Consider the following 25997-nt stretch of genomic DNA (forward strand, 5'->3'; position numbering starts at 1 on the left):
ATGGATTTGATCCGATGCCAAAATCGAACATTCGACGTGCCGTCATTCGCGAGTGGATGGCTCTCGCGCCGGCGCAGCGAGGCTCCGCCGAGCAGGCCGGCGCGTTTGCACGGCGCACCATCGAAAGACATAGCTTGCCACGCAGCCGGAGAACGCCGCAGGCCGTAATCATGGCATGGCTGAAGCCGCGAACCGGGAGGCCTTAGCTCGCAGGATGGGTACGAGCCGCCTACCCTCCGCCAAAATCCCGCGGCGAGAACGGCAGGTCCAAGATCTTCCATTCACCATACTTGTCGGGCGGCAGCATCTTGTAGGGCTGGCAGGCCTGGAGCGCGGCGGTCGCGGATTTCACGATGGCCACGCCCTTCGCGGATGGCGGAGCTTCGATCAGGATCGGCGGGCGGGCCAGCGTGCCGTCGGTGGCGAACACCGTGCGCAGCTTGATGTTGACGTTATCGGTCGGGTCGACCCCGGCCGGCAGTTTGGCGCAGCTCTTCAGGTGGCGACGCAGCTCGGCGATGACCTCGGGTGGCAGCTTGGCTGCGATCGAATCCTTGGCATCGCCGCCATCGTCCTTGGGGGCGTCTTTCGGCAGCTCCGGCGGCAATTCCGGCGGCAAGCCCAGCATGACGCCGTACTTGACCGTCACGTCAGGCTCCGGCGCCTGATAGGCCGGCGGCGCGGCCTGTGGCTGCTGCATCGCTTGCGGCGGCGGCTGTTGCGACGGCGGCTGCGGCATCGCCTGGGGCGGCGGTTGTTGCTGGGGTTGCGGAGGCGGCTGTTGCGACGGCTGCGGCTGTTGAGGCTGCGGCTGCACATTGGCCTCCCGCTGCTTCGGTGCCTGTGAGGGTTGCGGCTGCGGCTGTTTCTGCTGCGGTTCAGGCGAGGCCTGCGGCGACGGCGCCGCAGCCTGCTGCTTGGTCGCAGGCTTCGGCGCGGGTTCCGCCTTGTCCTTGTCGGTGAAATCCAGCTTCGGCAATTTCAGGTCCGGCAGCGGCTCCGGCTTCTCCTTCGCCTGCTCCTGAGCCTTCTCCTCGGCCTTGGCCTCCTCCTCCTTCACCTGCTCCGGCGTGACGATGTCCACCGAAACGGTCTCGGGCGCCGCGGCGTGAAACAGATGGACTTCGCTGATCAGGATGATCAGCGCCACCAGCGTCAGATGCGCGACCGCCGACGCTGCAATGTCCGTCCGTATGATCTTCCGCAGTTCCATCGATCGATCTTGGGTTGCCACGCCGGTCCTAGCATACAGCGGCCCCCTCTCAATCCCATTTTGGCGCGAAGCCGAAATCGGTCAGGCGGCCCTTGGGATTTGCCAGCGCGGCGATCTGGGCCATCTCGTCGTCCGAGAGCTCGAAATCGAAAATATCGATGTTTTCCGACAGACGTTCGACGCGCGAGGTGCGCGGGATCGCGGCGACATTCTGTTGCACCAGCCACCGCAGGCAGATTTGTGCCGGCGTCTTGCGATGCGCGCGGCCGAGCCCGGCGAGCGTCTGGTCGGCCTTGACGCGTCCCCTGGCGATCGGGCTGTAGGCGACCAGCGCGAGGCCATGCTGGTCGCAGATTGCCCTCACCTTCGTCTGGTCGAGATAAGGATGATATTCGACCTGGTTGCAGACGAGCGGCTCCGGCGACAGCGCCACCGCCTGCTCGATCAGCGCCACCGTGAAATTGGAAACGCCGATGTGGCGGGTCAGGCCCATGCGCTTGGCATGCGACAGCGCACCCAGCGTCTCCTCCAGCGGCACGTGCGAATTGGGCCAGTGCAGCAGCAGGAGATCGACGGAGGAGAGTCGCATCCGGGCGAGGCTCTCCTTGACCGAGCGTTCGAGATCATGGGGCGCGAAATGGTTGGTCCAGACCTTGGTCGTGAGGAAGATGTCGTCGCGGCGCACGCCGGAGCCGCGCAGGCCGTCGCCGACCTCGCGCTCATTGTCGTAGACCTGCGCAGTGTCGATGTGGCGATAGCCGAGCCGCAGCGCCTGCTCGACCACGCGGCCGCAAGCGCGCCCGCTCAGCTCCCAGGTCCCGAGCCCGATCGCCGGTATCCTTGCGCCATTGGCCTCGACGAACAGCATGAGGAATCCTCTCTGTTGCGATCGCCTCAAAACATCATCCGGGCGCCATTATGGACCCGGCCCGTGACAGTGCCAACGGACGACGCCGGCGCCGGGCCGGATATTCAGGGCAATGCTAACGGGAGGTTCGCGCCTGGCCTTGACGTCAGGCTTTGGCGAGCGCCTGGAATACGGTGTCCGGCGCATGCGCGATCACGGCGAGCAGCGCGCGGGCGGGTCCTCGCGGGGCGCGCTTGCCCTGCTCCCAGTTGCGGATGGTCTCGACGGGAACGCCGAGCTTGGCGGCGAACTCCATCTGGGTGAGACAGGCGCGACGGCGCAGAGCGCGCACCGCAAGCGAGCTGGCATCTTCGCCAGGGGCGGCATTGGCCGCCGGCTCGACCGGCAACGGCTGGACCGCAAACGACTGGACCGGAAGCTCCTGCCCATCCCGCAACTCGACGACCCGTCCGTCCGCCTTCAGCCGCAACCGCATGTTCATTCCCCCAAGCACGGGCAATGATGCGGCAGGTCGCTTAAGTTCGGATTAAAGATGATGGTGGGCGAAGACGGTCTCGTGCCCCGGACGCAGCGCAACGCGCAGCGGTGCGCTGCTGAGCCGGGGCCCATTTCGCCACCACCTGCCGTGCTGCTTTCTGGGTCCCGGTTCTGCGCAGCAGCGCGAAGGGCGTTGCAGCGCGCCGGGGACACGCGAGGGCATAGCGCGCCTTACCTCAACCCGAACCACAGCGTCGCGATGCCGAGGAAGGAGAAGAAGCCGACGACGTCGGTCACCGTCGTGACGAACGTGCCTGACGCGACCGCCGGATCGGCCCTGACACGTTCGAGCGCCATCGGGATCAGGATGCCGCCGAGCGCGCCCGCGACGAGGTTGCAGATGATCGCAAGCCCGATGACGATGCCGAGGCCCGGGATCTTGAACCAGGCCACCGCCGCGATGCCCGTGATCAAGGCGAAGGCAAGGCCGTTCACGAGCCCGACCAGGCCTTCGCGCATCACCACCCGCCAGGCGTTGGAGGAGCCGAGCTCGCGCGTCGCAAGCGCGCGCACCGCGACCGTCATGGTCTGGGTCGCGGCATTGCCGCCCTGGCTCGCGACGATCGGCGCCAGCACAGCAAGCGCGACCATCTTCTCGAGCTGCCCCTCGAACAGGCCGAGCACCGAGGATGCAAGAAAGGCGGTGGCGAGATTGACCAGCAGCCAGTTGAACCGCGCCCGCGCAATGGTGAACACGGTGTCGGAGAGTTCTTCGTCGCTGTTGACGCCGCCGAGCGCCTTGAGGTCTTCGTCCGCCTCCTCCTCTATCACGTCCACGACGTCGTCGACGGTGATGACGCCGACCAGGCGATCCTGGGTATCGAGCACCGGTGCCGCGACGAGATTGTACTTGCCGAACATGCGCGCCACCTCCTCCTGGTCCTCCAGGACGGAGACGCGGCGACGATCCTCGTCGGTCAGCTCGGCAAGCGCCACCGGGCGGCGGGCGCGGAGCAGGACGTCGAGCGAGACCGCGCCCTGCCAATGCTGGTCCTTGTCCACGACGTAGATCTCGTAGAAGCGGTCGGGCAGATCCGGCGTCTCGCGCATGTAGTCGATCGCCTGGCCGACGGTGAAATCCTGCGGCACCGCAATGAACTCGGTCTGCATCCGGCGGCCGGCGGAATTTTCGGGATAAAGCAGGCTGCGCTCGAGCGCGACGCGCTCCTGCAGCGGCAGCTTCTCGAGGATTTCCTCCTGCTCCGCCTCGTCGAGGGTTTCCAGCAGCTCGACCGCGTCGTCGGATTCGAGCTCGCGGACGCCTTCCGCAACGGTCTCCGGCGGCAGCTCCTCGAGGATCTCCTCGCGCACGCCCTCGTCGAGTTCGTTCAGTGCCGAGAAGTCGAAGTCGCGCCCGGTCAGCTCGACCAGGCGAACGCGGTGGTCGGGCGCGAGAGCTCCGATCAGATCGCCGAGATCGGCCTCGTGCAGCTCGGCAACGCAGGCGCGTAGCGCGGCGCTGTCGCCGGCCTCGATCGCATGGGCAATCTCCTCGACGAATTCATGACGAATTTCGCCGTCTTCATTGCGCATCGGAACGTGGTCGAGTACCGAGGCCTCGGCGGATGGGGCACCGTCCATATGTTCATCCATGGCGCGCCTCGCCGTTTGACAGGTTGGAACGAGTGGTCTGAGCTGACGGTCAGGCAATACCCACAAGCGAACTGCGAGCGCAATGGCAAAGATGCTTCGGCTGAAATGGATGTCGATCTCGGTGGGCGCGGTCTTAGCGGGCCTCACCGGCATCGCTTCTTCGGAGGCCGCGGACTGCCCGCGCAAGGACGCGCTCGGCACCTCGCGCGTTCTGAGCGTCGACGCCAAGACCACGCCGCGCGTCGGCCTGAAGAGCTTTCCGCAGACGCTGCCGCTTGCCGATCACGAGGTCGTGCTGACCTTCGACGATGGCCCGCATCCGCCGACGACGTCGAAGGTGCTGGCGGCGCTGGCGCAGGAATGCGTGCGCGCGACCTTCTTCCTGATCGGCCTGCACGCCTCCGAACATCCTGACATGGTCAAGCGCATTGCCCGCGAGGGCCATACCATCGGCCACCACACCTGGTCGCACCCGTTCATGGCGCGGATCCCGTTCGAGAAGGCGAAGAGCGAGATCGACCGCGGCATCGCGGCCGACGAGACGGCGCTCAAAGGCGTGTCGACGGCGACGCCCTCGACGCCGTTCTTCCGCTTCCCCTATTTCGAGGGGACGCCAGCCCAGCTCGACCTGCTCCAGTCACGCGGCATCGTCGTGTTCGGGGCCGACCTCTGGGCGAGCGACTGGAACGAGATGACGCCGGAGCAGGAATTGAAGCTCGTCACCGAGCGCCTGGCCGCCGCCGGCAAGGGCATCATCCTCTTCCACGACCCCAAGGCACGCACGGCCGCGATCATGCCGGCCTTCCTGCGGTACCTCAGGGACAACGGCTATCGCGTCGTTCACGTCGTGCCGGCGGGCACGTCACAGAAGAGCGCCGATGCGCATTGATGCCGTAATGTCACGGCGGTGCAAAATGGGGTGATTTGGGCCCTATTAACAGTCTGTTCATGCTACGGCATGCAAGGATGTAGAGGGTATTGCGCCTGAACCGTTTCTGGGCGTCTCCGACCAATTAAGGCGGCAGTCGCGTAAGGAGGCAGACGAGGTTCATGATCGGAAGTAGCGTTGTTGTTCGGACGCGATCGTGGATCGTCCTGTGTCTGGGGCTGTTGGTCGTCGGTTCACCGGCGGCCCTTGCGGCGGACTGTCCCGGCCATCCGGATGCACTCGGGACCTCCCGCACCCTCGTGGTCGATCCGCGCGAGCATCCGCGCATCGGCACCATGCAGTACCGCGAAACGCTGCCGCTGAAAGACCATGAAGTCGTCCTGACCTTCGACGACGGTCCGCTGCCGAAATATTCGAACCAGATCCTCAAGATGCTCGACGACGAGTGCATCAAGGCGACCTTCTTCATCATCGGCGAGCAGGCCAAGGCGAACCCGGAAGGCGTGCGCAAGCTGATTGCCGCGGGCCACACTGTGGGCACGCACAGCATGAACCATCCGCTGACGTTCGACCGGATGCCGCTCGACAAGGCCGAGGCGCAGATCAACGGCGGCATCGAGTGGACCTCGGCCGCGATGACAGATCCGTCCAAGCTCGCGCCGTTCTTCCGCATTCCCGGCCTGATGCGCGCCGAAGGCGTCGAAAACCTCCTGATCTCGCGCGGCATCCAGGTCTGGAGCGCCGACTTCCCCGCCGACGACTGGCGCCATGTGTCGTCCGACCGCGTCTACCAGCTCGCGATCCAGCGGCTGGAAGCCAAGGGCAAGGGCATCCTGCTGCTGCACGACATCCAGCCCCGTACGGTGGCGGCGCTGCCGAAGATCATCCGCGACCTCAAGGCGCGCGGCTATCGCATCGTGCATGTGGTGCCCGCGACCGCCGACCGGCCGGCAACGCCGACCACGCCGGTGGAATGGCTGCTGCATCCACCGACCGAGACCGTGCCGATCGCACGCTGGCCGTCCGTGCCGAACTTCGTGTTCGCGCAGACCAAGACACTGCCGGCGCCCTCGCTTGCCGACCTCAACGCGCAGACCGAGCATCAGCCGCTGCTGCCGCGCAAGACCATGGCGCTGGCGAATGTCGCAGCCACCCTGCCCGTGCCCGACCGCGATCTCTTTGCCATCCCCGAGGGCTCGGTCGAGGTCCTGCTGTCGACGACCTTGTCGCGGCGCGCCGCGATGCGGCTGGCAATGGCGGCCGAGACGCCCCATGCGGCCAAGGGCAAGGCCGGCAAGTCGCGCGGACATCGGACCGCACATACGGCGCCGGCCGGAGCGAAGCACACCGCGCAGGCTACGGGCACCGCCCCCAAGAGCATTGCCCCCAAGAGCACGGCGCCCAAGGGCGCCACACCGCGGAGTTCCGCGACGCATCCGACCCGCGTCGCCAGCCTGAAGAAGCGCGCGCAGTAAGCTCTACTGGCGCATGATGTTGGCGACACAGAGCAGCACGATCAGCGCCAGGAAGAACAGGTCCATATAGGACTTGAGCTCGCCGTCGCGGCGCAGCCGGGCAACGTCGGCCACGACCTGCTTGCGCGCGTTCGTTGCGCCCGAACCGTCATTGATCGGAGCCTGCAGGCGCTTGGTCTCCGCCTCCAGCTTCTCGATCTTCTGGAAGAAATAGAACGCGCGCAGCGTCGAGGCCGCGCGCATGCCGGCATAGACCAGCACCAGGATCGCGAGGATCGCCCGGTTCTGGTATTTCTCCATGAAATTCAGGCTGAAATAGACCATCGCCATGAAGGCGAAGTTCGTCACGAAGCGGTAGACGAAGCTAAGAAAGACCATGCTGGCTCCAGCCCTGAGCGATGCGACCCGTCTACGCCATCTTTATTTCGACAAAGATACGATCGCCGGCCGCCTTTTAGCCACGCGCGTTCATAATGCAAGCGAGAGGACCGGGGCCTGCGTGTTCCACGTAAACGCGAGGTTGCCAGCTGCGCGATGGAGATTCGCCGGAAGCTACGGTACATTGGCACAGCCACCGCATGTGGGGTCTGCCGATGCCGAAGAAGGGAATCACGGGCCACGACGACTGGGTGCTGACCGAGGCCCTGGCGACCGCGCTCGTCGCGCTGGAGCAGCTCGAACCAAAACACCAGCCGAGCGCGCATATGGACGACATCCGCAAGATGCTGGCGAACGGCAAGGAGCCGTCGGCGGTGAGCCTGCACCTCGCCCAGGCCAAATGCCGCCTGTTTCCGGACACGGACCCGCTCGAGATCTACCGGGAATACGGGATCGGCGACGAATACGGCTGAGAGGCCCGCGCCGGTCCTTCGAGCGCGCTGCTGCCTGGAGCTGAGCGGCAGCCGATCGTTACAACGATCATCCACCTCAATATTCGCGTGAATTTCAGCTGAGCCGCGAAACGACTTGACGACTGCGTCGCCAACGAATGTAATGTTATAACATTACATACTTGGTCCCAATGCCCATCCCCAAGCGTCGCCGCCCTATCCCCTTGAAAAGGCTATTCGATCTCCATGCAAAAACTCCCCGTCACCGTCTTGTCCGGCTTCCTCGGGGCTGGAAAGACCACTTTGCTGAACCACGTCCTGAACAACCGGCACGGCCTGAAGGTGGCGGTGATCGTCAACGACATGAGCGAGGTGAACATCGATGCGGATCTGGTTCGCGATGGCGGTGCGAACCTGTCCCGGACTGACGAGAAGCTCGTCGAGATGACGAATGGCTGCATCTGCTGCACATTGCGAGACGACCTCCTGAAGGAGGTGCGCGCCCTCGCAGACAATGGCCGCTTCGATTATCTCTTGATCGAATCCACCGGCATCTCCGAACCGCTGCCGGTTGCGGCGACCTTCGATTTCCGTTCCGAGGACGGCGAAAGCCTCTCCGATGTGGCGCGCCTCGACACCATGGTCACCGTGGTCGACGCCGTGAACCTGCTCAAAGACTATTCGTCGACGGATTTTCTCGATCAGCGCGGCGAAGCGCTTGAGAACGACAAGCGCACGCTGGTCGATCTCCTCGTCGAGCAGATCGAATTTGCCGACGTGATCGTTCTCAACAAGGTCGATGACGCGTCGCCCGCACAACGCGAGGCAGCGCGAAAGATCATCCGCGCGCTCAATCCGGACGCGGATCTGATCGAAGCCAACCACAGCCGGGTCGCCTTCGATCGCATTCTCGACACCGGCCGGTTCGACTTCGAGCGGGCGCAGCAGCATCCGCTCTGGTTCAAGGAGCTCTACGGCTTTGCCGATCACGTGCCGGAGACCGAGGAATACGGCGTGACGAACTTCGTCTATCGCGCGCGCCGGCCGTTCGATCCCGAAAAGTTCGACAAGTTCGTCAGGCAGCCCTGGCCCGGCGTCATTCGCGCCAAGGGACATTTCTGGCTGGCAACGCGCCCGCAATGGCTTGGCGAGATCAGCCAGGCTGGCACGATCACGCGCACGCAGGCGCTTGGCTTCTGGTGGGCGGCCGTACCTGCGGAAAGATGGCCGGATGACCCGTCCTGGCGGAAGCAGCTGCGCGCGAACTGGAACGACATCTACGGTGATCGCCGCCAGGAAATCGTGTTTATCGGCACCGGCATGGATGAAGGTTCGCTCCGCGCCCGTCTGGATGCCTGCCTCGTCCCGGGAAAGCCGGCGATGAACGTCACGGAATGGGCGAAGCTCGCAGACCCCTTCCCGGTCTGGCGCCGCGCGGACGAAGCCGCGGAACGCAAATGACCAACGTCGTTCGATTCGTTCCGAAATCCGAGCTCGAGCGGCAGCGCCTCATCCGTGAGGCGCGTGCGATCTACGACAGCATATTCCCGCCGGTCACTTTGACCGGCGGACAAGCTGATGATCGCTTGGACCAACGAGCACCGCGCGAGGCAGTCGCCGAAATCCAGCCAAAACAGCGATAAGGATGAAGGTGGTGCGCTCGGAGGGCGCACGCAGTCCTTCCCGGCTCAGCCGCCATATTGCTGCTTCATGTATTTCAGGTAGTTGCCGAGGTGGTGCTGCCAGAAATAGTCCAGCTTCTGGCATCCCGGCGTCCCATCGGTCGGGTTGCCGCCCGGGTCGGCGAAGAGCGGCAGCAGCGCGCCGACATCAGCATAGTTCAGCGAGGCCTGAATCTGGTCGAGGATCTGTTGGGTCAAATCCGAGATCGTTGATCCCGTGATCGGTGCGGCGGTTGCCGCGCCGAGATCGGCGGCGGTCAAATGGATCGTCTCGGATATCAGTCTCCGAGAAAGACTCTCGACCCGCTGCTTGAGCCGCCTCACCGCATCGTCGCGAACGCGATTGACTGCGCTCTCACCGTCGGTGACCACGCTGCCGAGCGCGATCATTGCTTCAGGATTGGGACTGCCGCCGAACCCACGCAGCGGATTTGGCGTGTTGAGGTCTGATATCCACTCCAGGGCAAACGGTGCCTGCGGCACCCAGTCCTGCGTCGACGTCACGGCCCAACCGTATCCGTCGACGGCGGCAAGCCGCGCGTAATCGTATGCGTAATGGTCGTTGCCGGCCTTGGCAGGCGCGAAGGTATAGGTCTTGTAGGCCGGCCCCTTAAAAACATCCGTCGAGTGCCGGACCAGCGAGGTCAGCAGCGTGGCGATCGAGGCACCCTGGCTATGCCCGGTGATGTAGACGTCGTTGCCCTGCTCCGCGAGCAGCCCCAAGGTCACGAACAACGGGCTATCGGTGGTGAACAGCATGAGCAGCAAACTCAGAGCGAAGCCCGAATGCACACCGGCTTTCACCGCACTGTCACCCTCATCGCGGGCAAGATAGAACGGCAGCGAGATCGGACCGAGCTTCACGTCAAAGCGCGCGTTGATCAGGGGGAACAGCAAGTCGGCCAACACGCTGGCCGCACTTGCGACCGTGCCGCGCACTGCGATCGCGTATTGGGTGGTGTCACTCTGGTTCTGCCAGACCTGCCAGTAATTATCCAATAGCGTGGCACTCGTCGGGGTGAGGTCCTTGCGGATCGCCCAATTTGAGCTTGGATCGGGCACGGAGGGTACGCCGCAGGTTGCCACCGCTTCGGTCAGCGATGGCGTGCCGGCGTAGGCACGCTGCGCCATCTCAAGCAGAAGTTGCGCCTCCGCGAATTGGAATCCCGACTTGAGCGTCATGCTGCCCTCCTTGCAAAGGTGCTCGACTCCAGCCGCCCGTGTTCGGACCCGGAAGCCAGCGACCGATATTTCGTGTCTCTCGGAGTTCATCAATTATAAGATGTGATAGCATAGAAACGCAATAAGAAGGTGTCGATCGACCAGCGCCCCTGGCAGACTACGTCCAGGAACAATTGCGTGAGCAGGGAGGATCCCGCGGGGTGGCCGGTGTTCCAGGCTTTGCCCGCTCCAACTCATTCCAACCGGACGCGCACTGTTCTATCGAAAGCGACATGAGGCATCCGCGGATTCATCGGCCACAGGTTTCGATAATCACGCCGGAGGAAGTCTATAATTTCAGTTTTGCCACAATCGATCGGGGACCGCCGCCGCGCCAGGCTGCCGTGGTCAATCTCGGCAAATCGGATTGGCTGAATAGATTCGCTCAGACGCATCTCGTCCGATGCAGCCACTTTCGTCTGATGTTCTATGATCAGATCATCGACTTGATCAGAGAGGGCACTTCTGCAGAAACAGGTCCCTACCCCGGCTAAACGGCGCGATCCGCCGTTTGGCGCGTTCGGAGGGCGGTCGCATTTATTGAAGTTTCAATGGCTTGCGGAAATGGGCAAAGAGTTCAGGTGGATCTCCAGCTGATAGGTGCTTTTTCCCGTGGATTGACCGAACCTCACAATAGCTTGCGGGACTTCAGCTTGCGGGACTTCGCCCCGCAGCGTAACTTTCAACTCTACGTAGCTCCTTCGAAAGTAATCTGACGGGTTCGGCCTAGCGGGAGATGGCGATGGCAGATGTCCCATGGCACCTTTCCGGCGACTACTTCGAGAATTGCAGTTGCAGCATCGTGTGTCCCTGCCTCGTGTCGGCGGCTCCCCCGCTGACCGCGCGACCGACCGAGGGCTTCTGTAACGTACCGCTGATCTTCCACGTCGAGAGCGGCCGCTATGGCAACATCGAGCTCGATGGACTCAATGTCCTGGTTATCCTCCACGCGCCGGGGATCATGGCAGACGGAGATTGGTCGGTGGCCGCCTATATCGACCAGCGCGCCAACGATGAGCAGACCGAGGCTCTAGCTGCGATCTTCACCGGCGCCGCCGGTGGTCCGATGGCCGCGTTCACACCGCTGATCAGCAAAAACCTGGGGGTTCGCAAGGTCCCGATCACATTCCGAATCGAGGGCAAGACGCGGTCCGCGGAAATCCCTGATATTCTGCACATGTCCGTCGACCCGTTGCCGACCATGCATCCGAGCGGGGAAATGTGGGCCAACATCGGCCATCCAGTCAGCCCTGACAGGATGGTGATGGCAGTCGGCGCCGCCGGTAATACGTTCAGCGATCATGGCATGCGCTGGGACAATTCCGGCAAGAACGGCCTCTATGCGCCGATCCGCTGGTCGAACCAGGCGTGATGCAACTCCTGATCCGGCCTTGCGAGAAGGCCGGCAACACTTATCGCAAATGACCGACGGCCCCCTGGAAACCGTGCTGCGGCGCGATCGCTGGATCGTCGGCGGCGCGATCGGGATCATTGTCGCGCTGGCATGGGGCTATGTGCTCTGGCTCGCCAAGGACATGGACATGGGCGGCATGGACATGACCGGGTTCCGCATGATCCCGGCCGGGATCGGAATCATGTTGCCGGCGAGCGAGCCATGGCGAGCGATCGAGTTCGCGTATGTGTTGCTGATGTGGGTGGTGATGATGGTCGGAATGATGGCACCCTCGGCAGCGCCCATGATCCTCATGTACGCCCGCGTGGGTCGACAGGGGAAAGCGCAGGGCAAGCCGTTCGCTGCGACCGGCTGGTTTGCGGCCGGTTATCTCCTCGCCTGGGGCGGCTTTTCGCTGGCAGCGACCCTACTCCAATGGGCGATCGAGCGGGCAGTCCTGCTGGATTCCCGGATGACGATCGCCAGCAATCTGCTCACTGCAATCGTGCTGATCGCGGCGGGAGTCTATCAATGGACACCGCTCAAGGACGTCTGTCTCGCCCAATGCCAGTCGCCATTTCTGTTCCTGATGCGCCACGGCGGCTTTCGCGACAACCTGCGAGGCTGCCTGCTGCTGGGGCTGCGGCACGGAGGCTATTGTGTCGGCTGCTGCTGGGTCTTGATGGCGCTTTTGTTCGTAGGCGGGGTGATGAACGTGCTTTGGATTGCGCTTTTGGCCCTGCTCGTCCTGTTGGAGAAACTTACGCCGATCGGACGATGGATCGCGCGCGCCGCCGGCATTGCGTGTGCGGCCGCCGGCGTCTGGCTACTGGTGTCGTTGCCGCGGTGATGAGCAACCTGCTTGATGTTCGGTTCGAGTGCCCTGTTGCAAACGGCGATCACGCCGAGCCGCCAGCCCTACACTCGAACCGTCAGGCGGGGACGGCCGAACGGCGAAGACCTGGGCTCCCTGAGCCGGTCTCTCCATCGATCGGCTTTCGAGGTTGGTGCGCTCGGAGGGACTCGAACCCCCACGATTTTACTCACTGCCACCTCAAGGCAGCGCGTCTACCAATTCCGCCACGAGCGCTTTGGGGATGCCGGCTTAGGGCTTGAGGCCTGCCGGATCAACGGCGCCGATCTAACAAATCCATCAGAGGGGTACAAGCCTGCAAAGGCCCAGAATTCCACAAGCTTGGCAGGAAAAATCCGGACCCCTGCCCGGATCGGCCCTATCGAGTGCCCCGCCCTACCGGTACCCGGGCCGCTCCTGCGTGCCCGGGCCGCTACCGCGTGCCCGTCGTGCGCGGCAGCATCTGCTTGACCTCGACCGCGATCCGGTTGCGGTCGACCAGCACGACGCCGGAGGCGACCGGCAGATTGTTGGCGAGAACCTTGACCTCGTCGGCCTCGGTTGCGTCCAGCTCGATGATGGCGCCGCGGGAAAGACGTAATACTTGATGGATCGGCATGGTGGTCGTCCCGAGGACGACCATGAGATCCACGGTGACTTTATCGAGAGTGGGCACTGTCAGGACCGCCGCAACTTGGGACTTAAGCCAAAGGACTTGGCATTTGCTCCCCAGATGATCACCACGTTATGGTTAGCCAATGGTTAATTCGCCTCAAAACCCCCGCCAAGACCTCGATTTGACGTCGTTTTCCGCCTCCACCGGCGAGCCCGTGGAGTGGCGAATCTCGGACGCGCCAGTGCCCTATCCGGAGGCCGTGGCCGCCATGGAGGCGCGAGTCGCCCAGATCGCCGCCGGCGAGGCGCCCGAGCTGGTCTGGCTGCTCGAGCACCCCCCGCTCTACACCTCCGGCACCTCGGGCAAGGAAACCGACCTGCTCGATCCCCGCTTCCCGACCTTTGCCACCGGGCGCGGCGGGCAGCTCACCTATCACGGGCCCGGCCAGCGGGTGGCCTACATCATGCTCGACCTCAAGCGGCGCCGGCCGGACGTCCGGGCCTATGTCGCGAGCCTGGAGGAATTGATCCTGCGGACGCTCGCCGCCTTCAATGTCCGCGGCGAGCGGCGCGAGGACCGGGTCGGCGTCTGGGTGAAGCGCCCGGACAAGGGGCCCGAGCACGAGGACAAGATCGCGGCGATCGGCGTCCGGCTGAAGCGCTGGGTCTCGTTCCACGGCATCGCCATCAATGTCGAGCCGGAGCTGTCGCATTTCGCCGGCATCGTGCCCTGCGGCGTCGCCGACCCCCGCTACGGCGTCACCTCGCTGGTCGATCTCGGCCAGCTCGCGACCATGGCCGATGTCGACGTCGCGCTGCGCCAGGCATTCGAGGAGCTGTTCGGGCCAACCCGCGCACTGGTGGCGGAAGCGACGGTCTAAATTTTCCTGTTCGAGCCTGACCGGCGCATATTCTCCGCTTGCCGCGGAATCGGCTATGCTTGTTTCAGGTGCCGCCCACGCCTCCCCCCTCCGCCGGGAAAGCAGACATCATGCCGGGCGAATGATCATCGGACCGACTGTTCGAGCGCCAGGCATAAGGAGGGATTGCGCTTTCTGCTCGCAATGGGAGGTTTTGACGATGAGACTCTCTGCGCCGATCTATCATCTGAAGCGACGAGCCAAGCGCCTGTCGCGCGAGGAAGGCATTCCGCTCCACGACGCGCTTGACCGCATCGCTGCGACGGAAGGGTTTTCCGCCTGGAGCATGCTCGCGGCAAAGGCCGCCGCACTGACGCCCGCCAATCGCCTGTTTCCGCAATTCCGGCCGGGTGATCTGGTGCTGGTGGGCGCGCGCCCCGGTCAGGGCAAGACGCTGATGAGCCTCGAACTCGCGGTGGAGGCCATGAAGTCGGGCCATCGCGCTGCGTTCTTCTCGCTCGAATACACCGAGAAAGACGTCTTCGACCGCTTGCGGGCGATTGGCGTGGACCCCGCGCAATTCGCCGAGATGTTCGAGATCGACTGCTCCGACGCCATCAGCGCCGACTACGTCGTCAAGCAGATGGCCGCGGCGCCTCGTGGCACGGTCGTGGTGATCGACTATCTGCAATTGCTCGACCAGAGGCGGGAAAATCCTGATCTCGCTGTTCAGGTGCGCGCACTGAAATCCTTCGCGCGCGACGCCGGGCTGATCGTCGTCTTCATCTCGCAGATCGATCGATCCTATGATCCGTCGGTCAAGCCGTGCCCAGACCTCGACGATGTCAGGCTGCCGAACCCGCTGGACCTCAAGCTATTCGACAAGACCTGCTTCATCAACAACGCCGAAGTCCAGTTCCGCGCGGCGAGCTGACGGCTTCAGGCCGCGGGTGAGCTTCTTCACCCGCGGCTTGTGACCTCACGCCGCCTGCAACGCAACTTCGAGCTTGCCGGCAATGTAGCGCCGCTCCTGGGTCAGGCCACCAAAACCGTAGGCATCGCCCTTGACCTCGTCGACGTGCAGATACGTCTCGGGATGCAGCGGGCCCAAAATCTCGGCCATGCGCTTGAACATCGCGGCGAGATAGGCCGCCTTCTCGTCCTTGGTGTTGGTGCCTTCGCTGACATGGATGTCGATCCAGTAGCTGGCCAGTTTCTGCTCGGCGAGCGACTTGCCGCCGGCGAACCAGTCGCCTGCGTCGACCGATTTCACGATGATGGCGGTCACCCTGGGATCCTTGTGCAGTATCTTTGCGGTGAGCTCGGACACGGCGTTGGCGATATCGGCCTTCAGCGACGGCGACTGGCGGGAGGTGGTGTAGGACACGGTGATCAGGGGCATGGTGGTTCTCCTCAAGATGCTGCGCGGCATTTGCGCGGCGTTGGTGAGAAGCTAGACCTTGCTCCGTCATTTTGGTATCTTATCTCTATTGATACCAGTGATAACCATTCATAATGACAGCCACACTCGACATCGCCACCGTCAAGGCCTTCCTGCTGGTCGCCGACCTCCAGAGTTTTACGCGTGCCGCCGAAGCACTCGGCACGACGCAGGCCGCCGTCAGCTTCAAGCTGCAGCGGCTGGAGACATTGCTGGGAAAGCGCCTCGTCGAGCGCTCGCCGCGGGCGGTCCGGCTCACCGCCGACGGCGCCGCGTTCCTCGACCGCGCCCGCGCGCTGATGGAGGCGCATGACCGTGCGCTGTCGGGCGAGGCCCCGGCCGCGCAGTCGCTCTCGCTTGGCATCTCCGATCACGCCGCGGGTCCCGAGCTGGTGCCGCTGCTCGAACGCCTGCACGCGATGTCCTCAAGCCTCACCCTCGCCGTCACCATCGGCTTCTCGCGCGAGATGCAGGACGCTTACGACGCAGGTCAGCTCGATGCCGTGATCGTCCGCCAGGAAGGCAGCCGCCGCGGCGGCGAAAAGCTGGCCGAAGACGAGTTCGGCTGGTTCGCCGCGCGACGCTTCACCCTGCCGAAGGGTGAGCCGCTGCCGCTCGCAACCCTCGCCCCGCCCTGCGGCGTCCGCGCCATCGCCGTGCGCGCGCTCGACAAGGCCGGCCTCGCCTGGCGCGAACGCTTCGTCGGCGGCGGCGTTACGGCGGTCGTTGCGGCTGCGCTTGCCGGGCTCGCAATTGCGCCGCTCGCGCGCCGGATCGCGCCTCCCGGGCTGGTCGACATCGGCCCTGCGCACAAGCTGCCCAAACTCGGCAGCTCGAAGGTGATGCTGCATTCGAAGGTCAGCGATCCCGCCAAGCTGACAGCGCTGCGCGCGGTCGCTGCGACGTTCCGGAGCGTGGCGGCTTAGCTCTTAGGTTGCTCCGTCTCCGCGCCCGCATATCTGCCTGCGATATACCAATAATTCAGCCCGGCGAAGCAACCGGCGGTGACGTATAGCCAGCCCAATTCATTGACAGACCTGTAAAGCACCATCTGGCTCGCGGACCCGATCAAACCACCGGCAAGCACGAAGAACACAAGCGAGCGGATGCAAAGCCGCTCGCTCAGCCAGATCGTGGCGATCGACGGAATGCCGCTGAGCACGCAAACGAAGAACAGGATCAGTGGCACGCCGATCAAGATCGCGAAGACAAAATCCCACGGGGACATTGGGGTGACGCGATTGGCACTAGCCAACGCCAGGATGAACAGAAAGAACAGCTGAATAACGGCCGTCGCCGTGAGGCATCCGCCAAGCCAGCCTCGTGTCGTCCGGGCGCAGGTCTCGCAAGCCATGACATCACCTCACAGGATCGCCTCGAACGCGCTGCGCAGCGTTTCGTGCCTGAACACAAACCCGCGGCTCAGCGCCTTGTTCGGCAGCACGCGCTGGCCGCCGAGCAGAAGCTCGTCGGCAAAGCCGCCGCCGATCCGGCGCAACAGGCCGCCGGGGATACGAAACACCGCGGGCCGGTGCAGACGGCGGCCGAGCTCTTCGGTGAACTTTGCGTTGGTGACCGGGATCGGCGCGGTGGCGTTGACGGGCCCAGTGAGATCAGGCGTCGCCATCACATAGGCAATCAGCCGGATCAGATCGTCGCGCTCGATCCAGGACATCCACTGCCGCCCGGTGCCGAGCGGACCGCCGAGGCCGAACTCGAACGGCGTCAACATGCGCGTGATGAAGCCGCCTTCGGTGCCCAGCACGAGGCCGATGCGCAAACAGACCACGCGGACGCCGAGCTCCTCGGCCGGCCGCGCCGCCTTTTCCCACGCCGCGCACAGCTCGTGGCTGAAGCACGCATGTGACTTCGCCGACTCCGTCAACACCTGATCGGCCCACAGGCCGTACCAGCCGATCGCAGAGCCGCTGACGAGCACCTCGGGCTTACGCTCGAGCCGCGCGATCAGTCTTACGACCTCGCCGGTCATGTCGATGCGGGAGCCGAGAATCTTCTCGCGCTTGGCCTCGGTCCAGAGGCCATTGCCGATCGGCTCGCCGGCAAGGTTGACGATGGCGTCGATTGGCGTGTCCGCGGCGAGCTGATCAAGGCTCGTGATCAGCGTGACCGGCGGCGGCAGCATCTCGGCCTTGGCGGGGTTGCGGATCAGCGCGATGACGTGATGCCCTGCCCCGCTGAAGCTCGCCGCTAGGCGACTGCCAATGAAGCCGGTGGCGCCAGTGATCAGCACGGTCTTGCGGCCGGGGACCTTCTCGACGAGCCCGTGCGCGGGCACGCTCTTCATGCGGCCGAGCCGGCGCATCGCCGCAAAGTCCCTGACGCCGCAGAGCGCTGCACCGACTGCGCAAGCAGTGGCGGCGATGCTGAGCAGGCCCTGATACACGACACTCACGCCGAACGGCTGCATCGCCCATTCGATCAGCACCGGCAGCAGCAGCACCAGGATGGCGCCATAGTTGATCGCAAGCAGCGTGTGGTTGATCCGCTCACTCGGCGGCAGCTTTCGGCTCAGATCTTCCTCGACGAAATCCATCAACGTGATGACGATCTCGGCGACCAGCACCGCGACGATCAGGATCGCCAGCACGCCGTAAACCTCCAACCAGCCGAGCAGCAGGAACAGCAGCGCATAGAGCATGTTGCGGATACCGTGCAGCTTCAATTCGAAGCGCTGCGACGGGCGCCAGGCCAGGCGCTCGGTGAATTCGTGGTGATAGAAAGTGTCGAACACGCCCATCACGATCTGGATGGCGATGAGGATCCACAACAGCGGCGTCATGATACGGCCTCCCTGAAGACGGCGGACTGGTGGATCAGCACGCCGTAACGCGGGTGAGTGACATCGAGGGTGAAACGGAAGGCGCCCTCGCCGAGATCGCTATGCGTCACCGTGAGATCGCCGGGCGTGAGCCATTGCGGCAGCGGGATCCACAAGCGTCCGAGCTGGAGTCCGTAACCGGCACTACGGAAGGTCAGCGCCTGTCCCTCGACCGCGATGCGGAGCGCCATCGAGACGCCGAAGCCGACATACTCTTCGAGCCCGGTCGGACCGGCGAAACGCTTGGCGGAATGGATCACTTGCGGAAAGCAGCGCTTGCGCGCGCAGATGCGGGTCCAGGTCTGGCCGCCGGTCGCGCCGTCCTCGGTGACGGTCACGATCATGGGAACACCGGTGTCGCGGCCGGTCGGCAGCGGTCCGCCGATCAGGCGGGCGGCTTGCGCGAACCACCAACCAATGGCGCTGAATCCGACCTCGTCGACGACGCCGACATAGACGACACTGTCGCCGTCAGCGACGCGTTTCGAAAAGCGCCGCCAGGTCGCGAGCGGCAGCCGGCCCCAATCCTCGTCCGACAGCAACGATCGGAAGCGGCGGTCGTCGAGTAGTTTGACGTGAGCGGAGGGAGATGCGCTGGAGCCTGATAATCGAGCCGACGTCATCGCACCCTCCTCAACGCTATTTGGCCTTGCCCAGCGGCAGCAGGTTGGCGATCTTCTCGCCAAGCCGCATCAGGGCGACCAGCCGCGGCCGCGGCACCTTCAGCATCTGCATGAACCAGTGGTCGGCGAGCTCGGTGAAGGCGAGCATCTCCTTCAGCCGTTTGGCTGCGACCGGATTGATGGTCGGATCATCTGCGGCATCGGACACGCAGGCCCTGAGCGCCGTGATCGCCGGATCGAGCTCCCGCTCCTTGCGCCGCGCCGCGATTCTCGCGGCGACCTCCCAGATGTCCGTCTCGGCCTCGTAATGGTCGCGGCGGTCACCGAGGATCGGCACCCGCCGGATCAGGTTCCAGGCGAGCAGCTCCTTCAGCGAGTTGGAGACGTTGGAGCGCGCCATGCCGAGCGTGTCGGCGATGTCCTCGGCCGTCATCGGCGCCTCGGCGAGATAAAGCAGCCCGTGGATCTGGCTGACCGAGCGGTTGACGCCCCACCCGTCCCCCATGTCGCCCCAATGCAGGATGAAGCGCTCGACGGCGGCAGGCAGTTTCTTCTTTCCGGTAATTTCTGTCATGACAGAAATATCTGACGAGCACGACTGATTGTCAAGAGCGCTCGGCGGCTTGCCTCCTGTATACCGTCCGTCGTATTTGCCTAAAAACGGCCCAGAGAACCGGAACCAAACGCCCTTCCGGGCGTTTGCCCCGGTTCCAGGCGGGTTGAGAATGACGACAAAGTCCAGTCAACAGAGAGACTTGTTCGAAAGCGAGCGCAGTTTTCGGCTGTTGGTGGAAGGAGTCGCGGACTACGCGCTCTACATGCTCGATCCCACCGGGATCATCACGAGCTGGAACATCGGCGGCGAGCGGATCAAGGGCTATTCGCCCGAAGAGATCGTCGGCCAGCATTTCTCGCGCTTCTACACCGAGACCGACCGCGCCAACGGCAAGCCCGCGCGTGCCCTCGGCATCGCGCGGGACCACGGCCGCTACGAGGAGGAAGGCTGGCGCGTTCGTAAGGACGGCACATTCTTCTGGGCGAGCGTCATCATCGATCCGATCTACGAGCACGGCAGCCTGGTCGGCTTCGCCAAGATCACCCGCGACATCACCGAGCGGCGCAATTCGCAGCTCAAGCTCGAAGCGATGCAGAGGCAACTTGCCGAGTCGCAGAAGTTCGACGCGCTCGGACAGCTCACCGGCGGCGTCGCGCACGATTTCAACAATCTCCTGATGATCATCAGCGGCAGCCTTCACATCCTCAAGAAGCGCGATGAGGACGACGCCAAGATTCAGCGCGCGATGTCCGCGATCGAGACCGCAACCAAGCGCGGCGCCGCACTGACCGCCCAGCTCCTGACCTTCGCGCGGCGGCAGAGCGTCAATCCCCAGGCGATCCGCTTCGGCGACCGCATCGAGGCGATCCGCGAAGTGCTTCACGCCGGCGTCGGGAGCGCCGTTCGTCTCGCCTTCGACATCGACCGCGAGGTCTGGTCGGTCAAGGCTGATGTTGCCGAGCTCGAGACAGGGCTGCTCAACCTCGTCATCAACGCTCGCGATGCCATGCCCGACGGCGGTACGGTGACGGTCGGCGCACGCAACGTCGTCCTGAACGATCCGCTCCACAGCGGCGAGTACGTCGCCATCACCGTCGCCGATACCGGGCTTGGCATCCCCTCCGACGTGGTCGACAAGATCTTCGAACCGTTCTTCACGACCAAACCCGTCGGAAAAGGCACCGGCCTCGGCCTGTCGCAGGTGCACGGCTTCGCTCATCAGGCGGGCGGCACGGTCAAGGTCGCAAGCGAGCTCGGCAAGGGCACGACCTTCACCATCCTGCTGCCGCGCGAAACCGCGACCGCACCAATCGATATCCCTGAAGCAGTGCCGGTTCCCGGTAGCGGCACCGTGCTGCTGGTCGAGGACAATCCCGACGTCGCGCTCGTCAGCATCGGATTGCTGGAGCAGCTCGGCTATCGCGTGCACCGGGTTGCCGACGCCGAGTCCGCCTTGCGCGAGCTCGAGAAGAACGGCGTCGACTTCGTGTTCACCGACATCGTGATGCCCGGCAAGATGGACGGGCTCGGTCTCGCCCATCATCTGCGCCAGATCCACCCTGGCCTGCCGATCCTGCTCGCCACCGGCTACAGCGAAGCCGCCGCCGATGTCCGCGGCGACTTCCCGATCCTGCGCAAGCCCTACGAGATTCACGAGCTGAGCGAGGCGATCTCGAAGCTGCCGCGGTGATTTTTCACCTCTCTCCGTAAGAACGGAGCGAGGGAGCGCACCGCCCGCGCGGAAAGAGAATCCGCTCTCACACCGTCGGCAACACCGAAAACGCTTCCCCTGCCCTCCGCAGGTTCAACTCATCCGCACCGGCCGTCTCGCTCGTCACGCTATCCACACGCGATGACGGCGGGCCGTGGCGGCACAGCGCGACCATGTCGGCGACATGTTTCGGTGTGCCTGCGAACAGCGCTTCCACGCTGCCGTCGCGGCGGTTGCGAACCCAGCCCTCGAGGCCACTCGTTGTCGCCTGGTACTCGACCCAGGCCCTGTAGCCGACGCCCTGCACGCGGCCGCGGATCATGACCTGGAGGATCGCCCGGCTCATTTCTTCAGCCCGAGAAGATCGGCGCTGCGCGCCTTGACGTCGGCCTCGCGCATGACGCGGCTGGTCAGGTCCGGCGATGGGAGGCCCTTGAGGTTCTTCGGCGGCGTGCCCTCGCGCAACGCTTTCTGCGTCTCGTAGACGGCCTGCATGGCAGCCGCGATCGGCGCGCGGCCCTGAAGCGCGACGCGGACGCGCTGGCTGGCGAGATAGTCAATCGCGTTCAACTCGTCCGGCGCGCCGCCGAGCACGATGGGGAGATGCGTCGCGGCTACGATGGCTTCGAGCTCAGCGCGCGACTTGACGCCGGTGAAGAACAGCGCGTCGACGCCGGTCGCCTCATAGGCCCTGGCGCGGCGGATCGCATCCTCGATCGAGGTGACCGAGGCAGCTCCCGTGCGGCCCATGATGACGAGCGAGGGATCGCTGCGGCCATCGAGCGCCGCCTTCATCTTGCCGACGCCTTCTTCCAGCGAGATCAGCTGTGTCTTCGCCTCGCCAAACGCGGCCGGCAACAGCGTGTCCTCGATGGTGAGCCCGGCGGCGCCAGCGGTCTCCAGCTCTTGCACCGTGCGGCGCACGTTGAGCGCATTGCCATAGCCGTGATCGGCATCGACCAGCACCGGCAGCGTCGCCGCGCGCGACATCCGCCGCATCTGCTCGGCAAGTTCGGTGAGTGTGATCAGCGTGACATCGGGGTCGCCGAGCACCGCGAGCGAGGCCACCGAGCCGCCGAACATGCCGAGCGGAAAGCCGAGATCCTCGGTGATGCGGATGGAGATCGCGTCATAGACCGAGCCGGGATGAACGCAGGCCGAGCCCGTCAGGATCGAACGCAGTTTTTCGCGGCGGGAACGAAAGGCCATGGTGCCCTCTCAACTGTTGCGACGCAGCCGCAACATACTCCGTCATTGCGAGCGCAGCGAAGCAATCCAGAATCTTTCCGCAGAGGTAGTCTGGATTGCTTCGCTGCGCTCGCAATGACGATGTTGGTGGGGCCAGTGAGGGCCCCACTCACTTGCTTTACGCAAATTCCAGAATCAGCGCGTCCACCGCGAGCGTCGCGCCCGCGCTGGCGTGGATCTTCTTCACCGTACCGTCCTGCTCGGCGCGGAGCACATTCTGCATCTTCATGGCTTCGATCACCGCGAGCGTCTCGCCGGCCTTGATCTCCTGCCCTTCGGTCACCGCAATCGAGACCACAAGGCCGGGCATCGGGCAGAGCAGCTTCTTGCCGGTGTCGGAGGCCGTGGTCACCGGCATCAGCCGTGCCGAGGCTGCTTCCGCCTCGGTCCAGACATAGACCGGCACCTCGACGCCCTGGTGCGCAAGGCGGATGCCGTTGGCGATCGGGCGCGCCTGCACCGCGACGAAATGGCCGTCGATGGTGCCCTGCCAGACCGGATCGCCCGGCTTCCACGGCGACTGCAGCAGATGCGCGTTGCCGGCCTTGCCTTCGGCATCGACGAACCGGATCGCGATCGCCTCGCCCTCGCGTCCGACCTCGAGCAGAATCTCCTGGCGGTCGAGCCAGACCGCGCGGCGACGCTCGCGCTGCACGATGCGGCCGCCCATCTGGCCCGATATCTGTCGCTTGCGCTCCCCTAACACATGGTCGATGGCGGCGCCGACCGCCGCGATCCGACGCGCGACCTCGCCTTCGGGCACGCGCACAGCAAAGCCCTTGGGGAATTCCTCGGCGATGAAACCGGTCGAGAGCCGTCCCTCGCGCCAGCGCGGATGGTGCATCAGCGCCGACAGGAACGGGATGTTGTGCCTGATACCCTCGACATAGAACGAATCCAGCGCGGTGGCCTGCGCCTCGATCGCGGCCGCGCGCGACGGCGCATGCGTGACGAGCTTGGCGATCATCGGATCGTAATAGATCGAGATCTCGCCGCCCTCCTGCACGCCGGTGTCGTTGCGCACTGTGATGCCGTCCTGGCTCGCTTCGGCCGGTGGGCGATACTTCACGAGGCGCCCGATCGAGGGCAGGAAGTTGCGGAACGGGTCCTCGGCGTAGAGGCGGGATTCCACCGCCCAGCCGGTGAGCGTAACGTCCTTCTGGCTGATCGCGAGCTTCTCGCCGGCGGCGACGCGGAGCATCTGCTCGACGAGGTCGATGCCGGTGACGAGCTCGGTGACGGGATGCTCGACCTGAAGGCGCGTGTTCATCTCCAGGAAGAAAAAGCTCTTGTCCTGCCCTGCGACGAATTCGACGGTGCCGGCGGAGTCGTAATTCACCGCCTTGGCCAGCGCGACGGCCTGCTCGCCCATCTTGCGGCGGGTGGCCTCATCGAGCAGCGGCGACGGCGCCTCCTCGATGACCTTCTGGTTGCGGCGCTGGATCGAGCATTCGCGCTCGCCGAGATAGATGACGTTGCCGTGCTTGTCGCCCAGCACCTGGATCTCGATGTGGCGGGGATCGACGATGAACTTTTCGACGAAGACGCGGTCGTCGCCGAACGAGGCTTTCGCCTCGGCCTTGGCAAGGTTGAAGCCCTCGGCAACCTCGCTCCTCGAATGCGCGATGCGCATGCCCTTGCCGCCACCGCCGGCGGAGGCCTTGATCATCACGGGATAGCCGATCTCGTCGGCGATCTTCACCGCGTGCTTGTCGTCCTCGATGACGCCGAGATAGCCCGGCACGGTCGAGACCTTGGCCTTCGCGGCGGCCTTCTTGGATTCGATCTTGTCGCCCATCGCGGCGATCGCGCCCGGGTTCGGGCCGATGAAGACGATACCGGCGGCCTCCAGCGCGCGCGGAAACGCCTCGCGCTCGGACAGGAAGCCGTAGCCGGGATGCACGGCCTCGGCGCCCGTCTTGCGGCAGGCCTCTACGATCTTCTCGATCACCAGATAGCTCTCGGCGGCTGCGGGCGGGCCGATCAGCACGGCCTCGTCGGCCATCTCGACATGGAGGGCATCGCGGTCGGCCTCGGAATAGACCGCAACCGTCTGAATTCCCATGCGGCGAGCGGTCTTGATGACCCGGCAGGCGATTTCGCCGCGATTGGCGATCAGAATGCGTTTGAACATGCTTTTCTTGAGTCTCGACCTTGGGCGGGACCCTTCCCTGGCCGTTGGGGCCTGCGGGGACGGGCCGTGTGACCCCCGTGGTACATCAAAATCGGCCGGAGGCAACGGTCTAAATCCGCGCCCTCTGGCGTACCAGCGCAAGACCGAAATGGGCCCGGTAAGCCCATGAGCGGACCTACGGCTTCGCGGCCTTGGCCACGTCCCTGACCAAGCCGTGAATGAAGCCCAGCTTGCCGACCACCGCCGGGGACAGGATGAACGGATAGAGATCGCGCAGCCCCATGGCGCGGTTGACGCTGTTGATGGCGAAGGTGAAGGGCAGCCATGCATTGACGAGCGCCTCGACGTCCCTCGTCTCATAGGGGTTGAAACGGATGCGCGCCGTCAACTCCCCGTCGCGATCGACCCTGGGGCGCACCTCCATGCCGAACTCCGAGGCCATCTCCAGGGTGTCGACGATGTGGAGGTAGTGCGCCCAGGTCTCGGCGAAATCCTCCCAGGGATGCGTGGTGGCGTAGGCCGAGACGTAGGTCTGCTGCCAGTCCGGCGGCGCGCCTTCGGCATAATGGAGCTGCAAGGCCTGGCCGTAATCGGCGGAATCGTCGCCGAACACGGCGCGGCATTCCTCCAGCCTGCCGCCCTCGCGCACCAGCACGTCCCAGAAGTAATGGCCGACCTCGTGGCGGAAATGCCCGAGCAGCGTGCGGTAGGGCTCGCCCATCTCGAGCCTGCGCCGCTCGCGCTCGATCTCGTCGGTCTCGGTCAGCGCGATCGTGATCAGGCCGTTATCGTGGCCGGTCATGATCCTCTGCCCGCTGTTCGGATCGTCGGCGAGGAAATTGAAGATCAGCCCATGCTCGGGATTTTCCTGCCGCGTCTGGAGCGGCAGCTTCCAGCGGATCAGGGAATAGAATAGCCGGTGCTTCGCCACCTCCAACTCGCGCCAGCCGGCGAGCTGAACCGGATCGGACAGATCGGGCACGATGCCGTTGTGGCGGCAGGCGCGGCAATAGCCGGTGGTGTCGCCCGCATCTGTCAGCCAGTTGCACGCATCGTACTCGGCATTGCGGCAGAGCATCCGCCCCTTGCCCTTGTCGGCGAGCGTCATCCAGGCCTCGCCGTCGGGCTCGATCGCCGACATCGTCTCCTTCTCCGGCAGGAACGCGACGCGGTGGCCGCAGCGTTCGCAGGCGCGGTTCTCGAAATAGAGGACGTTGCCGCAGTCCTGGCAGACAAAGAGCTTCAAGATTTAGCCTCTTCGGGAAGGGAGTCTTATGATTAAGAGTTGCGACGCCTCGCAAATACGCGCGCGGGGGGCTCATCGTTCCAACATTCGGGAACAAATAGCCAGACCGGGCGTTCGTTCATACCCGCCCCTGCGATCGGTGGCGCCTTTCCGTCCTTATCCCCTTTTGA

Annotated in this window: 27 protein-coding genes and 1 tRNA gene; 11 read left to right on the forward strand and 17 right to left on the reverse strand. The window is 64.5% G+C overall.

Features of this window, described 5'->3' with window-relative positions:
- Positions 1-229: 229 nt before the first annotated feature.
- The 4 genes from tolA to mgtE form a co-directional block, all read right to left on the reverse strand.
- The gene (gene tolA / locus ABIA90_RS18040) at positions 230-1213 is read right to left on the reverse strand and encodes a cell envelope integrity protein TolA (protein ID WP_354117927.1); all 984 of its coding nucleotides are present in this window, start codon (positions 1211-1213) and stop codon (positions 230-232) included.
- A gap of 49 nt (positions 1214-1262) precedes the next feature.
- The gene (locus ABIA90_RS18045) at positions 1263-2081 is read right to left on the reverse strand and encodes an aldo/keto reductase (RefSeq protein WP_354117926.1); all 819 of its coding nucleotides are present in this window, start codon (positions 2079-2081) and stop codon (positions 1263-1265) included.
- Positions 2082-2226: 145 nt separating this feature from the next.
- Positions 2227-2562, reverse strand: a complete 336-nt coding sequence (locus ABIA90_RS18050; RefSeq protein WP_354117925.1) for a helix-turn-helix domain-containing protein — start codon at positions 2560-2562, stop codon at positions 2227-2229.
- Positions 2563-2789: 227 nt separating this feature from the next.
- Positions 2790-4211 (reverse strand): magnesium transporter, encoded by a 1422-nt coding sequence (mgtE, locus tag ABIA90_RS18055; protein WP_028150524.1) that lies wholly within the window; start codon positions 4209-4211, stop codon positions 2790-2792.
- A gap of 82 nt (positions 4212-4293) precedes the next feature.
- Here mgtE and ABIA90_RS18060 point away from each other — a divergent pair, with 82 nt between their 5' ends.
- Both ABIA90_RS18060 and ABIA90_RS18065 read left to right on the forward strand, forming a co-directional pair.
- Positions 4294-5100 carry a polysaccharide deacetylase family protein gene (locus ABIA90_RS18060; protein ID WP_354117924.1) on the forward strand — a complete coding sequence of 269 codons (807 nt, stop codon included), beginning with the start codon at positions 4294-4296 and terminating at the stop codon, positions 5098-5100.
- 161 nt (positions 5101-5261) lie between these two features.
- Positions 5262-6575 (forward strand): polysaccharide deacetylase family protein, encoded by a 1314-nt coding sequence (locus ABIA90_RS18065; RefSeq protein ID WP_354117923.1) that lies wholly within the window; start codon positions 5262-5264, stop codon positions 6573-6575.
- A 3-nt stretch (positions 6576-6578) separates the two neighbouring features.
- Here ABIA90_RS18065 and ABIA90_RS18070 read toward each other — a convergent pair whose 3' ends face one another.
- Entirely contained in the window at positions 6579-6953 is a 375-nt protein-coding gene (locus ABIA90_RS18070; protein WP_014494631.1) for a hypothetical protein, read from the reverse strand.
- A gap of 215 nt (positions 6954-7168) precedes the next feature.
- Between ABIA90_RS18070 and ABIA90_RS18075 the strand changes: the two genes are divergently transcribed.
- From ABIA90_RS18075 to ABIA90_RS18085, 3 genes are all read left to right on the forward strand, one after another.
- Entirely contained in the window at positions 7169-7426 is a 258-nt protein-coding gene (locus tag ABIA90_RS18075) for a hypothetical protein (protein ID WP_174770120.1), read from the forward strand.
- A 225-nt stretch (positions 7427-7651) separates the two neighbouring features.
- Positions 7652-8866, forward strand: a complete 1215-nt coding sequence (gene zigA, locus ABIA90_RS18080; RefSeq protein ID WP_354117922.1) for a zinc metallochaperone GTPase ZigA — start codon at positions 7652-7654, stop codon at positions 8864-8866.
- The gene (locus ABIA90_RS18085) at positions 8863-9048 is read left to right on the forward strand and encodes a hypothetical protein (RefSeq protein WP_049826125.1); all 186 of its coding nucleotides are present in this window, start codon (positions 8863-8865) and stop codon (positions 9046-9048) included. Before zigA ends, ABIA90_RS18085 begins: the two co-directional genes overlap by 4 nt.
- A gap of 45 nt (positions 9049-9093) precedes the next feature.
- Here ABIA90_RS18085 and ABIA90_RS18090 read toward each other — a convergent pair whose 3' ends face one another.
- On the reverse strand, positions 9094-10269 hold the full coding sequence (locus tag ABIA90_RS18090; protein ID WP_354117921.1) for a lipase family protein: 1176 nt from the start codon (positions 10267-10269) through the stop codon (positions 9094-9096).
- A gap of 781 nt (positions 10270-11050) precedes the next feature.
- Here ABIA90_RS18090 and ABIA90_RS18095 point away from each other — a divergent pair.
- Both ABIA90_RS18095 and ABIA90_RS18100 read left to right on the forward strand, forming a co-directional pair.
- Positions 11051-11680 carry a DUF1326 domain-containing protein gene (locus tag ABIA90_RS18095; RefSeq protein WP_063982744.1) on the forward strand — a complete coding sequence of 210 codons (630 nt, stop codon included), beginning with the start codon at positions 11051-11053 and terminating at the stop codon, positions 11678-11680.
- A gap of 49 nt (positions 11681-11729) precedes the next feature.
- The gene (locus tag ABIA90_RS18100; RefSeq protein ID WP_354117920.1) at positions 11730-12551 is read left to right on the forward strand and encodes a DUF2182 domain-containing protein; all 822 of its coding nucleotides are present in this window, start codon (positions 11730-11732) and stop codon (positions 12549-12551) included.
- A 155-nt stretch (positions 12552-12706) separates the two neighbouring features.
- Here ABIA90_RS18100 and ABIA90_RS18105 read toward each other — a convergent pair.
- Both ABIA90_RS18105 and ABIA90_RS18110 read right to left on the reverse strand, forming a co-directional pair.
- Positions 12707-12791: transfer RNA gene (locus ABIA90_RS18105), tRNA-Leu, on the reverse strand.
- Between the two features lie 196 nt (positions 12792-12987).
- Positions 12988-13230, reverse strand: coding sequence for a FliM/FliN family flagellar motor switch protein (locus ABIA90_RS18110; RefSeq protein ID WP_015685538.1), 243 nt, complete (start codon positions 13228-13230; stop codon positions 12988-12990).
- Between the two features lie 82 nt (positions 13231-13312).
- Between ABIA90_RS18110 and lipB the strand changes: the two genes are divergently transcribed.
- Positions 13313-14050 (forward strand): lipoyl(octanoyl) transferase LipB, encoded by a 738-nt coding sequence (gene lipB / locus ABIA90_RS18115; RefSeq protein ID WP_354117919.1) that lies wholly within the window; start codon positions 13313-13315, stop codon positions 14048-14050.
- Between the two features lie 199 nt (positions 14051-14249).
- The gene (locus ABIA90_RS18120) at positions 14250-14963 is read left to right on the forward strand and encodes a DNA helicase (protein ID WP_354117918.1); all 714 of its coding nucleotides are present in this window, start codon (positions 14250-14252) and stop codon (positions 14961-14963) included.
- 45 nt (positions 14964-15008) lie between these two features.
- Here the strand turns inward: ABIA90_RS18120 and ABIA90_RS18125 are convergent, their stop codons facing one another.
- Entirely contained in the window at positions 15009-15431 is a 423-nt protein-coding gene (locus ABIA90_RS18125) for a tautomerase family protein (RefSeq protein WP_039147641.1), read from the reverse strand.
- A gap of 113 nt (positions 15432-15544) precedes the next feature.
- Between ABIA90_RS18125 and ABIA90_RS18130 the strand changes: the two genes are divergently transcribed.
- Positions 15545-16396 carry a LysR family transcriptional regulator gene (locus ABIA90_RS18130; protein ID WP_354117917.1) on the forward strand — a complete coding sequence of 284 codons (852 nt, stop codon included), beginning with the start codon at positions 15545-15547 and terminating at the stop codon, positions 16394-16396.
- On the opposite strand, the gene ABIA90_RS18135 is transcribed toward ABIA90_RS18130, so the two are convergent.
- The 4 genes from ABIA90_RS18135 to ABIA90_RS18150 are packed head-to-tail and all read right to left on the reverse strand — an operon-like array spanning position 16393 to position 19506.
- Positions 16393-16824, reverse strand: coding sequence for a hypothetical protein (locus ABIA90_RS18135; protein ID WP_354117916.1), 432 nt, complete (start codon positions 16822-16824; stop codon positions 16393-16395). The genes ABIA90_RS18130 and ABIA90_RS18135 overlap by 4 nt on opposite strands.
- A 9-nt stretch (positions 16825-16833) precedes the next feature.
- Positions 16834-18270 carry a TIGR01777 family oxidoreductase gene (locus tag ABIA90_RS18140; RefSeq protein ID WP_354117915.1) on the reverse strand — a complete coding sequence of 479 codons (1437 nt, stop codon included), beginning with the start codon at positions 18268-18270 and terminating at the stop codon, positions 16834-16836.
- The gene (locus ABIA90_RS18145) at positions 18267-18932 is read right to left on the reverse strand and encodes a DUF4166 domain-containing protein (protein WP_354117914.1); all 666 of its coding nucleotides are present in this window, start codon (positions 18930-18932) and stop codon (positions 18267-18269) included. The genes ABIA90_RS18140 and ABIA90_RS18145 overlap by 4 nt, the downstream gene beginning before the upstream one ends.
- A 16-nt stretch (positions 18933-18948) precedes the next feature.
- Positions 18949-19506: a GbsR/MarR family transcriptional regulator gene (locus ABIA90_RS18150; protein ID WP_028153219.1), complete on the reverse strand. Its 558-nt coding sequence runs from the start codon at positions 19504-19506 to the stop codon at positions 18949-18951.
- A 151-nt stretch (positions 19507-19657) separates the two neighbouring features.
- Here ABIA90_RS18150 and ABIA90_RS18155 point away from each other — a divergent pair, with 151 nt between their 5' ends.
- Positions 19658-21178: a PAS domain-containing hybrid sensor histidine kinase/response regulator family protein gene (locus ABIA90_RS18155; RefSeq protein WP_354117913.1), complete on the forward strand. Its 1521-nt coding sequence runs from the start codon at positions 19658-19660 to the stop codon at positions 21176-21178.
- Between the two features lie 67 nt (positions 21179-21245).
- Here the strand turns inward: ABIA90_RS18155 and ABIA90_RS18160 are convergent, their stop codons facing one another.
- From ABIA90_RS18160 to ABIA90_RS18175, 4 genes are all read right to left on the reverse strand, one after another.
- The gene (locus ABIA90_RS18160) at positions 21246-21545 is read right to left on the reverse strand and encodes an acylphosphatase (RefSeq protein WP_014494616.1); all 300 of its coding nucleotides are present in this window, start codon (positions 21543-21545) and stop codon (positions 21246-21248) included.
- Positions 21542-22408 (reverse strand): isocitrate lyase/PEP mutase family protein, encoded by an 867-nt coding sequence (locus ABIA90_RS18165; RefSeq protein WP_354117912.1) that lies wholly within the window; start codon positions 22406-22408, stop codon positions 21542-21544. Before ABIA90_RS18165 ends, ABIA90_RS18160 begins: the two co-directional genes overlap by 4 nt.
- A 157-nt stretch (positions 22409-22565) precedes the next feature.
- Positions 22566-24581, reverse strand: a complete 2016-nt coding sequence (locus tag ABIA90_RS18170) for an acetyl-CoA carboxylase biotin carboxylase subunit (protein WP_354117911.1) — start codon at positions 24579-24581, stop codon at positions 22566-22568.
- 175 nt (positions 24582-24756) lie between these two features.
- A complete protein-coding gene (locus ABIA90_RS18175; protein ID WP_354117910.1) occupies positions 24757-25827 on the reverse strand; it encodes a zinc-binding metallopeptidase family protein in 1071 nt (356 codons plus the stop codon).
- Positions 25828-25997 lie beyond the last annotated feature (170 nt).

Source organism: Bradyrhizobium sp. LA6.8, from assembly GCF_040547935.1.
Lineage (GTDB): Bacteria > Pseudomonadota > Alphaproteobacteria > Rhizobiales > Xanthobacteraceae > Bradyrhizobium > Bradyrhizobium barranii.

Coding starts and splice junctions, on each gene's coding strand:
- tolA (WP_354117927.1), bottom strand. CDS start 1,213: ATGGAACTGCGGAAGATCATACGGACGGACATTGCAGCGTCGGCGGTC.
- ABIA90_RS18045 (WP_354117926.1), bottom strand. CDS start 2,081: ATGCTGTTCGTCGAGGCCAATGGCGCAAGGATACCGGCGATCGGGCTC.
- ABIA90_RS18050 (WP_354117925.1), bottom strand. CDS start 2,562: ATGAACATGCGGTTGCGGCTGAAGGCGGACGGACGGGTCGTCGAGTTG.
- mgtE (WP_028150524.1), bottom strand. CDS start 4,211: ATGGATGAACATATGGACGGTGCCCCATCCGCCGAGGCCTCGGTACTC.
- ABIA90_RS18060 (WP_354117924.1), top strand. CDS start 4,294: ATGGCAAAGATGCTTCGGCTGAAATGGATGTCGATCTCGGTGGGCGCG.
- ABIA90_RS18065 (WP_354117923.1), top strand. CDS start 5,262: ATGATCGGAAGTAGCGTTGTTGTTCGGACGCGATCGTGGATCGTCCTG.
- ABIA90_RS18070 (WP_014494631.1), bottom strand. CDS start 6,953: ATGGTCTTTCTTAGCTTCGTCTACCGCTTCGTGACGAACTTCGCCTTC.
- ABIA90_RS18075 (WP_174770120.1), top strand. CDS start 7,169: ATGCCGAAGAAGGGAATCACGGGCCACGACGACTGGGTGCTGACCGAG.
- zigA (WP_354117922.1), top strand. CDS start 7,652: ATGCAAAAACTCCCCGTCACCGTCTTGTCCGGCTTCCTCGGGGCTGGA.
- ABIA90_RS18085 (WP_049826125.1), top strand. CDS start 8,863: ATGACCAACGTCGTTCGATTCGTTCCGAAATCCGAGCTCGAGCGGCAG.
- ABIA90_RS18090 (WP_354117921.1), bottom strand. CDS start 10,269: ATGACGCTCAAGTCGGGATTCCAATTCGCGGAGGCGCAACTTCTGCTT.
- ABIA90_RS18095 (WP_063982744.1), top strand. CDS start 11,051: ATGGCAGATGTCCCATGGCACCTTTCCGGCGACTACTTCGAGAATTGC.
- ABIA90_RS18100 (WP_354117920.1), top strand. CDS start 11,730: ATGACCGACGGCCCCCTGGAAACCGTGCTGCGGCGCGATCGCTGGATC.
- lipB (WP_354117919.1), top strand. CDS start 13,313: ATGGTTAATTCGCCTCAAAACCCCCGCCAAGACCTCGATTTGACGTCG.
- ABIA90_RS18120 (WP_354117918.1), top strand. CDS start 14,250: ATGAGACTCTCTGCGCCGATCTATCATCTGAAGCGACGAGCCAAGCGC.
- ABIA90_RS18125 (WP_039147641.1), bottom strand. CDS start 15,431: ATGCCCCTGATCACCGTGTCCTACACCACCTCCCGCCAGTCGCCGTCG.
- ABIA90_RS18130 (WP_354117917.1), top strand. CDS start 15,545: ATGACAGCCACACTCGACATCGCCACCGTCAAGGCCTTCCTGCTGGTC.
- ABIA90_RS18135 (WP_354117916.1), bottom strand. CDS start 16,824: ATGGCTTGCGAGACCTGCGCCCGGACGACACGAGGCTGGCTTGGCGGA.
- ABIA90_RS18140 (WP_354117915.1), bottom strand. CDS start 18,270: ATGACGCCGCTGTTGTGGATCCTCATCGCCATCCAGATCGTGATGGGC.
- ABIA90_RS18145 (WP_354117914.1), bottom strand. CDS start 18,932: ATGACGTCGGCTCGATTATCAGGCTCCAGCGCATCTCCCTCCGCTCAC.
- ABIA90_RS18150 (WP_028153219.1), bottom strand. CDS start 19,506: ATGACAGAAATTACCGGAAAGAAGAAACTGCCTGCCGCCGTCGAGCGC.
- ABIA90_RS18155 (WP_354117913.1), top strand. CDS start 19,658: ATGACGACAAAGTCCAGTCAACAGAGAGACTTGTTCGAAAGCGAGCGC.
- ABIA90_RS18160 (WP_014494616.1), bottom strand. CDS start 21,545: ATGAGCCGGGCGATCCTCCAGGTCATGATCCGCGGCCGCGTGCAGGGC.
- ABIA90_RS18165 (WP_354117912.1), bottom strand. CDS start 22,408: ATGGCCTTTCGTTCCCGCCGCGAAAAACTGCGTTCGATCCTGACGGGC.
- ABIA90_RS18170 (WP_354117911.1), bottom strand. CDS start 24,581: ATGTTCAAACGCATTCTGATCGCCAATCGCGGCGAAATCGCCTGCCGG.